Source organism: Streptomyces sp. NPDC096324 (assembly GCF_044763015.1).
Classification (GTDB): domain Bacteria; phylum Actinomycetota; class Actinomycetes; order Streptomycetales; family Streptomycetaceae; genus Streptomyces.
The window spans coordinates 283,414-294,893 of sequence record NZ_JBIWFK010000004.1 but is presented as its reverse complement, the minus strand read 5'-3'; the positions used below and the strand labels follow the sequence as shown (position 1 = coordinate 294,893).

Annotated in this window: 9 protein-coding genes; 6 read left to right on the top strand and 3 right to left on the bottom strand. The window is 71.9% G+C overall.

Annotation, left to right across the window (positions count from 1 at the left end):
- Positions 1 to 151 precede the first annotated feature (151 nt).
- Positions 152 to 886 carry a hypothetical protein gene (locus ACIQ7M_RS12090; RefSeq protein ID WP_403642774.1) on the top strand — a complete coding sequence of 245 codons (735 nt, stop codon included), beginning with the start codon at positions 152 to 154 and terminating at the stop codon, positions 884 to 886.
- Here ACIQ7M_RS12090 and ACIQ7M_RS12085 read toward each other — a convergent pair.
- Positions 807 to 1,661, bottom strand: a complete 855-nt coding sequence (locus tag ACIQ7M_RS12085; RefSeq protein ID WP_355767843.1) for a DUF4184 family protein — start codon at positions 1,659 to 1,661, stop codon at positions 807 to 809. The two genes, ACIQ7M_RS12090 and ACIQ7M_RS12085, sit on opposite strands and share 80 nt — an antisense overlap.
- A 241-nt stretch (positions 1,662 to 1,902) precedes the next feature.
- Here ACIQ7M_RS12085 and ACIQ7M_RS12080 point away from each other — a divergent pair, with 241 nt between their 5' ends.
- From ACIQ7M_RS12080 to ACIQ7M_RS12070, 3 genes are all read left to right on the top strand, one after another.
- Positions 1,903 to 3,621 (top strand): lytic transglycosylase domain-containing protein, encoded by a 1,719-nt coding sequence (locus ACIQ7M_RS12080; RefSeq protein ID WP_403642771.1) that lies wholly within the window; start codon positions 1,903 to 1,905, stop codon positions 3,619 to 3,621.
- A 166-nt stretch (positions 3,622 to 3,787) separates the two neighbouring features.
- Positions 3,788 to 3,922: an SPW_0924 family protein gene (locus tag ACIQ7M_RS12075; RefSeq protein WP_355767849.1), complete on the top strand. Its 135-nt coding sequence runs from the start codon at positions 3,788 to 3,790 to the stop codon at positions 3,920 to 3,922.
- Positions 3,923 to 3,947: 25 nt separating this feature from the next.
- Entirely contained in the window at positions 3,948 to 4,940 is a 993-nt protein-coding gene (locus ACIQ7M_RS12070) for a DUF3068 domain-containing protein (protein WP_403642768.1), read from the top strand.
- Here the strand turns inward: ACIQ7M_RS12070 and ACIQ7M_RS12065 are convergent.
- Positions 4,930 to 7,671: an ATP-dependent RNA helicase gene (locus tag ACIQ7M_RS12065; protein ID WP_403642765.1), complete on the bottom strand. Its 2,742-nt coding sequence runs from the start codon at positions 7,669 to 7,671 to the stop codon at positions 4,930 to 4,932. The genes ACIQ7M_RS12070 and ACIQ7M_RS12065 overlap by 11 nt on opposite strands.
- Positions 7,672 to 7,707: 36 nt before the next feature.
- The gene (locus ACIQ7M_RS12060) at positions 7,708 to 8,568 is read right to left on the bottom strand and encodes a class I SAM-dependent methyltransferase (RefSeq protein ID WP_386982266.1); all 861 of its coding nucleotides are present in this window, start codon (positions 8,566 to 8,568) and stop codon (positions 7,708 to 7,710) included.
- A 319-nt stretch (positions 8,569 to 8,887) separates the two neighbouring features.
- Between ACIQ7M_RS12060 and rpsA the strand changes: the two genes are divergently transcribed.
- Both rpsA and ACIQ7M_RS12050 read left to right on the top strand, forming a co-directional pair.
- Positions 8,888 to 10,393, top strand: coding sequence for a 30S ribosomal protein S1 (gene rpsA, locus ACIQ7M_RS12055; protein ID WP_355767860.1), 1,506 nt, complete (start codon positions 8,888 to 8,890; stop codon positions 10,391 to 10,393).
- Between the two features lie 146 nt (positions 10,394 to 10,539).
- Positions 10,540 to 11,478 carry a PAC2 family protein gene (locus ACIQ7M_RS12050; RefSeq protein ID WP_355767862.1) on the top strand — a complete coding sequence of 313 codons (939 nt, stop codon included), beginning with the start codon at positions 10,540 to 10,542 and terminating at the stop codon, positions 11,476 to 11,478.
- Positions 11,479 to 11,480: the final 2 nt, after the last annotated feature.

Here is an 11,480-nt window from a genome sequence, read left to right as displayed (position 1 = left end):
CGGGCGTCTCCGGCCGCGGCGCGGGTGTCTTCGGCCGCGGCGCGGGCGGCCCGGGGTGCCGGTGCGGGCGGCTCGGGTGCCTGTGCGGGCTCGTCACTCGCGTGGCTCTCACAGGGAGCCCCGGCCCGGAGGGCGACGTAAGGATGCGGGCATGGGTATACGCACGCTGCACCGCCGTACGGCCATGGCCACGACCGTGGTGGTCGCGACCGCGACGGTGGCCGCGGCCGTCGTCCCGGTGCTGCTGGCGCCGGTACCCGCGGTCGCGGCCGGAGCGGGCACCGCCCAGCTCCTGGGGTCCGGCGGTTCCTCCCGTGACGAGGATTTCGGGACCCGGCTGTCCCGCGATCTCCAGGCGGCACTGTCCGCGCGCCCGGGCACGGTCCTGGTGTCGGTCCGCGACGACGAGGGAGGCGGCCGGGCCCGCGGCACGGCCCGTGACCGGTCGCGGCCGTGGTCGGCGGTGGTGTCCGGCGCCCGCGCGTTCCGGCGGGCCGGCGCGCGGCGCCTGCGGGAGTTCACACGGCTCCGTGACGGCCGGCCGCGCGGAGCGCTCCCGGGCCTGCGGCGCCGTCCGGGGGCGCACATCGCGACCGGCAGGCTGCCCCGGGCCGCGAACGGGGGTCGTGTCCACGGCATCGGTTCCTTCACCGGCCCGGCCCGCAGCTACCGGGTCATCGTCCTGTCGTACGACCATCCGACGATGCCGTACCGCGCCCGTGTCGTCGAGCGGGTCGCCCGAGCCGTGCACCGGGGCCTCGGCCGGGGGTGCGGGCTGCTCCGGGTTCTCACCGCGGGCGGGGCGGTCAGCGGGCGGCGGGACGGCTCGGCTCCGTACGCGCCGCCTCAGGAGCGGGACGAGCCGGAGCGGGACGCCAGATCCTGACCGCGAGGACGTACAGGAAAAGGCCGAGGACCAGTCCGGCGCCCCCGCCGAAGCACAGCGCCGGAATGAGTTCCCACGGCTTCGCGACGGACTTCCAGTACGCCCACCAGCGCACCGCCCGCTGCACCGCGGCGGCCAGCGCGAGGCCGCCGATCACCACCGCGGCCAGCCACCGGTCGGCGCTGGACAGGACGGGCACGGCGACGACGGGACCCTCCGGGGCGCGGCGCAGCGCGAGCACCACCCACGTCACGATCACGACGGCCGCGACCGCCGAACTGCCGTACTGGACGTACCAGTAGAGCGGTGAGCCCGCGAGGGTGTGTCCGAGGACGGGGAAGAGCTCCACGCCCCACCGGTCGTGATGGGTGAACGCGTCCCAGACGACATGCGTCAGCGCGCCGAGCACCGCGGAGGCGTACCAGCGGAGAACGGTCGGCGCACACACCGGCTCACGCGTGGCTCCACAGCGCAGAAGTTGTGCCGTGCGCCCCTGTCGTGCCGCGGGCATCAACGCCACCAGCGGTTCGCGCAGCACCAGCCAGGCTCCCACGAGCGCCCATGCGATGACCACATCGACCGTGAACACGCCGGTGAACGTGTGGGTGAACGTGCCGAACTCCATCGCCCCGGGTACCGCGCTCGCCGCGTAGTAGGTCATGTCGGGAGCGAAGGAACCCGCCACGAGAACGGCGGGAATCAATCGCCCGCGGCCGTTTCCGTTCCCACGGATCGCGGGAAGCACGGCGGCGGCGTGACTGAGAGTGAAGGGCAAATCGTCCCCCTGCGTCTCCTGTTGACCGGCTATGGTCGGCCGGTTGATCACCGGAGACCAGTATGCGGGACGACGGCTCATGGCCAACTGGTGAATATCGGGCGCGAACAGGTCTCTGGGCGACGGAAGTTGTCGTAGGGTCGCTTGGGTTGCCGTGCGGGGAGCACGGCCGCAGGCAGCGGCAGCGCAGGACGGAGAGGCGACGGGGTCACACCGGTCGTCCGTGGGAGGGGTTCACTCGATGGCGGCGCAATTCGGCAGGAGGCTGCGCAAGGGCGCGGCAACCACCGCTGTGGCCGCGCTCGCGGTCGCGGCTCTGTCCGCCTCCCAGGGCCCGGGAGCGATCACCGACGACCACGGCCGGCAGTCGGCCGGCGCCGACCTCGGCCTGGGCACCGGCGACACGGGCGACGACGGCACCGCGACCGGCAACGGCCGCTATTTCACGGACCTTCCGCCGCTGCAGAGCCCCAACCCCGCGCCGACCACGGGAAGCGACACGCCCGCCGCCACGGGCGCCGCCGAGGCGGGCATTCCCGCCACCGTGCTGGCCGCCTACAAGCAGGCCGAGGCGTCGCTGCACGAGTCCAAGCCGACCTGCAACCTGCCCTGGCAGCTCCTCGCCGCCATCGGCAAGGTCGAGTCGGGCCAGGCCCGCGGCGGCCGCGTCGACGCGAACGGCACGACCCTGTCGCCCATCCTCGGCCCGGTCCTGAACGGCTACGGATTCGCCAACATCAAGGACACCGACAACGGCGCGTACGACGGCGACAGCACCTTCGACCGCGCCGTCGGGCCGATGCAGTTCATCCCCTCCACCTGGGAGTGGGCGGGCCGCGACGGCAACGGCGACGGCAAGAAGGACCCGAACAACATCTACGACGCGGCGCTGGCCGCCGGGCACTACCTGTGCCGCTTCGACCACGACATGGCGGTCCAGGCGCAGATGAACGCGGCGATCCTCAGCTACAACAACTCGACGGCGTACCTGAACACCGTCCTGTCGTGGCTGGAGTACTACCGCAAGGGCACGCACGAGGTGCCGGACGGCACCGGATCGCTGCCCTCGCACAACAGCGACGAGCCCACCTCGCCGAGCCCAAGTCCCACCGAGCCGTCCTCGCCGGGCAGCCCCGGCCCGTCGAGCCCCGCCCCGAAGCCGACTCCTCCCGCCACCCCGACCCCGCCGGCCACACAGCCCCCGACGACCCCGCCCACGTCCACGCCGACGCCCACCGAGACGGTGGACCACCTGACGAACGTGGGCGCCGGCAAGCTCACGGCGACCGCGGGGGACACCTTCGCGCAGAAGATCGCCGTGCGCACCGACGACAAGGCCGACAAGGCCGTGGCGAAGGTCCGGGTGCGGTTCACCATCGTCGGCGACACCGACGCCACCTTCACCGGCGGCGAGAGCGTCGCCACGCTGGTCACCAACGGACTCGGCGTGGCCACCGCGCCCGCGCTCGTGGCGGGAGAGAAGACCGGCGACTTCACCGTCCGCGTCACCGTCGTGGGCCGCGTCATGGCCGGCCTCGACTACACGGCGAGCGTCACCGCGCGCCAGGCCGACACCCTGGCACGCACCGCCGACACCGCGCTGACCTGCGTACCGGGCGGCGAGTTCGCCGACCAGGTCGAGGTGAAGGCCACCTACAAGGGCGCGGTGGCGGGCAAGGTCGCCGCGACCGCGACCCTGGTCAAGTCCGCGGACGACGCGGGCGAGAACGACAAGGGCCCCTACTTCAAGGACGCGGACGGCAAGCCCGTACGCACCCTCGGCGCCCTGACCACCGACGCGGACGGCCTGCTCAAGCTGCCGAAGCTGTACGCCGACGACACCACCGGCACCTTCCTGCTCCGGGTCACCACCACGGGCGGGGCGACCCTGACCGTCGAACTGACGGTGGCCGCCGCTCCCGCCACCGCCACGCCCAGCGCCTCTCCCACCGCCTCCTAGTACTGAGCCGCCACCGCGCGGCACGGCTCGCCTCCAGGGCGCCCTCCCGGCTCACGCCGCGCGGGCGCCCTGATCCGTTGTGTGCGCGACGTGTTCTCATCTCGCCCCGCCGTTGCTACGGTGCCGGACCTGACGGTGTATCAGCTCCTGGCCCCGGGAGGCCCGCATGCGTGCCCTCATCGCCGCCGCGACCGGTCTCGCCGCGGCACTCGCGCTGGTCCTGACCCTCACGGCCATGGGCTCGCCGGCCGGACACACCTCGCCGAAGCCGCTGCTCACCACCGTCCCCCAGCACCCCTGACACACGCACCGGGAGGGCCGTCGAGATGCGCCGCAAGGCAAGCCTGATCCTGCTCGTGCTCGCCGTGTTCTTCGCGGCGCTGTCCCCGCTGCTGCGCTGGTACGCCTTCCCGCGCCTGGCCAAGATCCCCGCCGGCCAGTACCAGGACATGGTCCTGGAGGCGAAGGACGCGACCCTGCTCGACTACGGCACCATGACGGCCAAGAAGGTCTCCAAGGTCACCGTCGTCCAGACCCTCAAGGGCAACGTCGAGGCCTCCGAGAAGATCGAACGGACCGCCGGCCGTGACGTCGTCGTCTGGGACTCCCTCTCCTACGTCCAGGGCCCCGACGGGAAGATGGTCTCCAAACTCCCCGAGCGCTACATCTTCGACGCGCACAGCCAGGAACCCGTCCACGCCACCGGCGAGTCCGTCGACGGAGACCCCGTCACCCGCCAGGGCATCGAGTTCAAATGGCCCTTCAGGACCGAGAAACGGGACTACGAGTACTTCGACGCGCAGACCCGCACCTCGGCGCCCATCCACTACAAGGGCACCACGACCTTCCGGGGCGTCAAGGTCTACTACTTCGAGCAGACCATCCCCTGGACGAAGGTGAAGTTCCCCAAGATCATGCCCGTCCAGGGCGTCACCCCCGAGTCCCTCGCCAAGACCGGCACCACCCGCTGGTACACCACGGTCCGCAAGTTCTGGGTCGAACCCGTCACCGGAGCGCCCGTATTCGGCGAGGAGATCCACAAGGAGGAACTCCGCGGCGGCACACTCCTGGGCGGCCGCGACAAGGTGACCGCGTTCTCCGGGGACGTGAGGATGCGCGAGGACTACACCCGGCACACCGTCGACCTCGTCAAGTCCAACCGCACCCTGGTCCTGATGATGACCTCGTACCTCCCCTGGGGCTTCCTGCTCCTGGGCGCGGCCCTGCTGTCGCTCTCGCTGTATCTGGAGGCCCGCGGCCGCAGGCCGGGCGAACCCACGCCCGCCCCCGCCGCCGACCCCGAGCCGGTCAGCGCCTGAGCCGCGCGTTCGTGTACCGCGTCGCCTCGGCGGTCGCCGGGTCCTCGGGCCACGGGTGCTTGGGATAGCGGCCGCGCAGCTCGGCCCGTACGCCCTTGTAGCCGTCCTTCCAGAAGGACGCGAGATCGGCGGTCACCGCGGCGGGCCGCCCCGCGGGCGACAGGAGGTGAACGAGCACGGGCACACCGGCCACCGCCGGAGACGCCTGGAGCCCGAACATCTCCTGCAGCTTCACGGCGAGCACCGGCTGCGCCGGATCGGCGTAGTCGACGCGGATCCGCGACCCGCTCGGCACCTCGATCCGCTCGGGCGCCAGCTCGTCCAGCCGGGCCGCCTCCCCCGTGGCCCAGGGCAGCAGCCGGTTCAGCGCCTGTCCGGCGTCGATCCGCGCCAGATCCGCGCGCCGCCGCGCACGGCTCAGCTCCGGCTCCAGCCATTCGCTCGCGCGCGCGTGGAGGGCTTCCGCGGAGACATCGGGCCACGGGTCGCCGAGCCGCCGGCGCAGGAACGCGAGCCGCTGCCGCAGCACCTCGGCGTCCGCCGACCACCGCAGCAGACCGAAGCCCTCCTCCCGCAGCCCTTCGAGCAGCGCCTCCCGTACGAGGCCGGGGTCCGCGTCGCGCAGCGGCCGCACGGCCAGCTCCACCGCCCCGAGCCGCTCCACCCGCCGGGCGACGATGTCACCCGCGGCCCAGTGGACCTCCTCGCCCTCGTCGTGGAGGCCGGCGGCGGCACGCCGTGCCGTCGGTTCGTCGATCACCGCCGCGAGCCGCACGCGCGCGTGCCCCCTGCCGACGGGACGGTCGGCGACGGCCACCGCGAGCCAGGGAGCACCGCGCAGTACGGAACCCTCGCCGGCGTCGGCGCGGGTCCCGCTGACCATGAGGTGGGAGCCGCCCCGCAGATGCGCGACACGCTCGGGGAACGCCAGAGCGGCGACAAGCCCGACCACCCGGTCGTCCCCGGGCTCCGCCTCCCCGGCACGCCCGCCCGGAGAGGAAGGAGGGACGGAGGAAGGAGGGACAGAGGAGAGAGAGGTGACGGGGGAAGTAGAGGAGATGGGAGAGATGGGCGGGATAGGGGAGGAGCCGGGGGAAGGGGAGCCCGAAGGGGGCGTTTGTCCGGTGCTGGTGCTGGTGCCGGTGACGGTGACGGTGCCGGGTGCGGTGGCCGAAGCCGAGGCGCCGGCCGAGGCCGAACCGGAGGAGACCGAGGCGTCCGCGAGGCCGGCCGCCGACGAGCGCAGGCGGCGGGACTCGGCGCGCCAGCGGGCCGCGTAGGCGTCGCCGCCGCGTCGGGCGGTGCGCCAGGCCGCGGCCAGGTCGTCGCCGTACTCGCGCGGGGGCTCCTCGCTCAGCAGGGCGACCACGTCGGCGGCCCGGGCCGCGCCCACGAGCGGGGTCGCGTCCAGCAGGGCGCGCGCCAGCCGGGGGTGCAGGCCCAGCCGGGACATGCGCACACCGCGTGCCGTCGCGCGCCCCGCGGCGTCGACCGCGCCCACGGCCGACAGGACGGTCCGCGCCGCCGCCATCGCCCCGCCCGGCGGCGGATCCAGCAGGGCCAGCCCCGTCGCACCGGGATCGCCCCAGCAGGCCGCCTGGAGTGCGAACGCCGTCAGGTCGGCCACCTTGATCTCGGGGTCCGGGAACCGTGCCAGACGGCCGTCCTCCGCCTCCGTCCAGCAGCGGTAGACCGCGCCCGGCGCCTCACGGCCCGCCCGCCCCGCCCGCTGCCGCCCGGCCGCCTGTGAGGCCCGTACGGTCGCCAGGGCGCTCAGCCCGCGCGCGTGGTCCACCCTCGGCTCCCGCGCGAGCCCGGAGTCCACGACCACCCGCACTCCCGGAACCGTCAGCGACGACTCGGCGACCGAGGTCGCGAGGACCACCCTGCGCCGCGTGCCGGCCGTGAGCACCGCGTCCTGCACCGATGCCGGAGCCCGTCCGTGCACCTGGAGAACATCGACGTCCCCGACACCGCCGAGCTGCCCGGCCACCCGCGCGATCTCCCCGACCCCGGGAAGGAAGCACAGGACGTCACCCGAGCGTTCGGCCAGCGCCCGCCGCACCGTGGACGCCACATGGGTCAGCAGGGCCGGATCGACCCGCATCCCGTGCGGGGGCCGAACGGGGCGCGCGGGCGGCGTCCAGACCGTCTCGACCGGATACGAGACCCCCGCCGCCTCGACGACCGGCGCGTCGCCCAGCAGCCGGGCCCAGCCCCCGGCGTCGGTCGTCGCGGACGCGGCGACCAGCCGCAGTTCGGGACGGAGCGCGGCCCGCACGTCGAGGAGGAACGCGGCCACCGTGTCGGCGTCCAGGTGCCGCTCGTGACATTCGTCGAGCACGACCACGTCGACGCCTGTGAGTTCCTGGTCCCGCTGGAGCCGCTGGAGCAGGACCCCGGTCGTGACGACCTCCACGCGCGTGTGGGGGCCGACCACGCGTTCCCCGCGCACCGTGAACCCGACGCTCTCCCCGACCTTCTCGCCCAGCAGCCACGCCATCCGCCGGGCGGCCGCCCGGGCCGCGATCCGGCGCGGCTCGGCCACCACCACCCGGCGGTGCGGGCGCCCGTCGTCCAGGAGACCGGCCAGGGCGAGCGGCACCAGCGTCGTCTTGCCGGTGCCGGGCGGCGCCACCAGCACCGCGGCGCCGTGTCCCCCCAGGGCGTCGTCCACGGAGGGCAGGGCGCCGCGCACGGGCAGCGCGTCCAGGGCTTCGTAACGGATCACGACCCCAGTCTCGTACGAGCGCCGGACGGGCGTACGTCAGTCCCGTTCGCAGACGAAGATCGCCGTGCCCGGAATGAGGTTCCCGCGCAGCGGGGACCAGCCGCCCCACTCCTGGGTGTTCCAGGCGGGCCACTCGGGCTCGACGACGTCGACCAGGCGGAAGCCGCCGGCCACCACGTCGCGCACCCGGTCGCCGAGCGTCCTGTGGTGCTCGACGTAGACCGCGCGGCCCTCCTCGTCCTGTTCCACGTACGGGGTGCGGTCGAAGTAGGACGCGGACACCGACAGACCCTCGGCGCCCGGCTCGTCCGGGAACGCCCAGCGGACCGGGTGCGTGACGGAGAAGACGAAACGGCCGCCGGGGCGCAGCACCCGGTGGACCTCCCTCATCACCAGCACCGGATCGGCGACGAAGGGCAGCGCGCCGTACGCCGAGCAGGCGAGGTCGAAGGAGCCGTCCGCGAAGGGCAGCGCGCTCGCGTCCGCCTCCACGAGGGGCACGGTGCCGCCGATGCGCAGCGCGTGCTGGAGCTGGCGGTGGGAGAGGTCGAGGGCCACGGGGCGCGCGCCCTGTCCGGCCAGCCAGCGCGAGCACTGTGCCGCGCCGGCGCCGATCTCCAGGACGTCCTTGCCCTTGAGGTCCTCCGGGGGGCCCAAAAGCTCGGCCTCCACCTCGTCGAGACCCTCGGGACACCACACGAACCGGTCGTCGCCGAGGAACGTGCCGTGTTCGATCTGGTAGTCGTCCGCGTTCCGGTCCCACCAGCCCCGATTCGCCCGGGAACTCTCGATGAGATCCGCGTCGCGTCGGGTGGCTTCCGGTTCGAACGGTTCGGGCTCTTGGATGATCGGCTCCCTCGTCGTACTCTTCCGTTCAACCCGTCTCGGGCGTGTCACGACAGGGGCTTCCTACCGCCCGCGTGGCCTTGTGAGACAGGTCTTGTGCCGGGATTGCGGCGATCCGCCCCGGGTGTGCGCCTTCGCGCATTGACCCTGCCCGGCTGCCCCCGTATGCTACAAGTTGCGCTGCGGGCCTGCGCTCCTCAGACGTAGCAGGCTGTGCTCGCATCTGTATGTATGTCCCCTCGGTTTTCGAGGCGCCTCCGGCTGTGCCGGGTCGGGCGCTTCCTTCACTGTCCGGCTTCTACAGGGCGAAACGGGCTCCCGGCGTAAGCAGTACCTACGACTCACTGTCCGTACCGGAGCCCTTTCCCACATGACGAGCAGCACCGAGACCACCTCTACCACGCCGCAGGTAGCGGTCAACGACATCGGTAACGAGGAAGCATTCCTCGCCGCGATCGACGAGACGATCAAGTACTTCAACGACGGCGACATCGTCGACGGCGTCATCGTGAAGGTCGACCGGGACGAGGTCCTGCTCGACATCGGTTACAAGACCGAAGGTGTCATCCCGAGCCGCGAGCTCTCGATCAAGCACGACGTCGACCCGAACGAGGTCGTCAAGGTCGGCGACGAGATCGAAGCCCTTGTTCTCCAGAAGGAGGACAAGGAAGGCCGCCTGATCCTCTCGAAGAAGCGTGCCCAGTACGAGCGCGCCTGGGGCACCATCGAGAAGATCAAGGAAGAGGACGGCATCGTCACCGGCACCGTCATCGAGGTTGTCAAGGGTGGTCTCATCCTCGACATCGGCCTCCGTGGCTTCCTGCCGGCTTCTCTCGTCGAGATGCGCCGTGTCCGCGACCTCCAGCCCTACGTGGGCAAGGAGCTCGAGGCCAAGATCATCGAGCTGGACAAGAACCGCAACAACGTGGTCCTGTCCCGCCGTGCCTGGCTGGAGCAGACCCAGTCCGAGGTTCGCCAGACGTTCCTCACCACCCTCCAGAAGGGTCAGGTCCGCTCCGGCGTCGTCTCCTCGATCGTCAACTTCGGTGCCTTCGTGGACCTGGGTGGCGTCGACGGTCTGGTGCACGTCTCCGAGCTCTCCTGGAAGCACATCGACCACCCCTCCGAGGTTGTCGAGGTCGGCCAGGAAGTCACCGTCGAGGTCCTCGACGTCGACATGGACCGCGAGCGTGTCTCCCTGTCGCTCAAGGCGACGCAGGAAGACCCGTGGCAGCAGTTCGCCCGTACGCACCAGATCGGTCAGGTCGTCCCGGGTAAGGTCACCAAGCTCGTTCCGTTCGGTGCGTTCGTCCGCGTGGACGAGGGCATCGAGGGTCTGGTCCACATCTCCGAGCTGGCCGAGCGCCACGTGGAGATCCCGGAGCAGGTCGTCCAGGTCAACGACGAGATCTTCGTCAAGGTCATCGACATCGACCTCGAGCGTCGTCGCATCAGCCTCTCGCTGAAGCAGGCCAACGAGTCCTTCGGTGCCGACCCGGCCTCGGTCGAGTTCGACCCGACCCTGTACGGCATGGCCGCGTCGTACGACGACCAGGGCAACTACATCTACCCCGAGGGCTTCGACCCCGAGACCAACGACTGGCTCGAGGGCTTCGAGTCCCAGCGTGAGGTGTGGGAGAACCAGTACGCCGAGGCGCAGCAGCGCTTCGAGCAGCACCAGGCTCAGGTCATCAAGTCCCGCGAGGCCGACGCTCAGGCCGAGGCCGAGGGTGCCAGCACCTCCAGCGCGGCTCCGGCCGCCTCCGGTGGTGGCGGCGGTTCCTACTCCTCGGAGTCGGACGACAACTCCGGCGCCCTGGCGTCGGACGAGGCGCTCGCCGCCCTCCGCGAGAAGCTCGCCGGCGGCCAGAGCTGAATGCTCACCGCTAGCAAGTAGCTGAAAGAAGTGGGCCCGCACCGATTCGGTGCGGGCCCACTTTGCTGTGCGCCACCGGCCCGGGACGGGAATGTCCGTGCCCCGGGCCACGTTGTGCAGTACGAACACGAGGAGGAGCGGTCACAGTGCTTGATCCGCAGGGTTTGTACGCATGGGAGCCGAAGGGCCTGGCCGTGGTCGACATGGCGCTCGCCCAGGAGTCGGCCGGTCTTGTCATGCTCTACCACTTCGACGGATACATCGACGCGGGCGAAACCGGCGAGCAGATCGTCGACCGGGTGCTCGACTCGCTGCCGCATCAGGTCGTGGCCCGTTTCGACCACGACCGGCTCGTGGACTACCGCGCCCGCCGTCCGCTGCTGACGTTCAAGCGCGACCGCTGGGCGGAGTACGAGGAACCGACCCTGGAGGTACGGCTCGTCCAGGACGCCACCGGCGCGCCCTTCCTGCTGCTGTCGGGCCCCGAGCCGGACACCGAGTGGGAGCGCTTCGCCGCCGCCGTCCAGCAGATCGTGGAACGGCTCGGGGTCCGCCTCTGCGTGAACTTCCACGGCATCCCCATGGGCGTCCCGCACACCCGCCCGGTGGGCCTCACCCCGCACGGCAACCGCACCGACCTGGTGCCCGGCCACCGCAGCCCCTTCGACGAGGCGCAGGTGCCCGGAAGCGCCGAATCACTCATCGAGTACCGCCTCATGGAGGCCGGCCACGACGTTCTCGGTGTCGCCGCCCATGTGCCCCACTACATCGCGCGCTCCTCGTACCCGGACGCGGCGCTGACCGTCCTGGAGTCCATCACGGCCGCGACCGGCCTGGTGCTTCCCGGGATAGCGCACGCCCTGCGGACCGAGGCGCACCGCACCCAGACCGAGATCGACCGCCAGATCCAGGAGGGCGACGAGGAGCTCGTGGCCCTCGTCCAGGGCCTTGAGCACCAGTACGACGCCGCCGCGGGCGCCGACACCCGCGGCAACATGCTCGCGGAACCGGTGGAGATCCCCTCGGCGGACGAGATCGGCCAGGAGTTCGAGCGGTTCCTGGCGGAACGTGAAGGCGACGCCTGACC

Bases quoted from the DNA above. Each gene is read 5' to 3' on its own strand.
- ACIQ7M_RS12090 (WP_403642774.1), top strand. From the start codon at position 152: ATGGGTATACGCACGCTGCACCGCCGTACGGCCATGGCCACGACCGTG.
- ACIQ7M_RS12070 (WP_403642768.1), top strand. From the start codon at position 3,948: ATGCGCCGCAAGGCAAGCCTGATCCTGCTCGTGCTCGCCGTGTTCTTC.
- rpsA (WP_355767860.1), top strand. From the start codon at position 8,888: ATGACGAGCAGCACCGAGACCACCTCTACCACGCCGCAGGTAGCGGTC.
- ACIQ7M_RS12075 (WP_355767849.1), top strand. From the start codon at position 3,788: ATGCGTGCCCTCATCGCCGCCGCGACCGGTCTCGCCGCGGCACTCGCG.
- ACIQ7M_RS12080 (WP_403642771.1), top strand. From the start codon at position 1,903: ATGGCGGCGCAATTCGGCAGGAGGCTGCGCAAGGGCGCGGCAACCACC.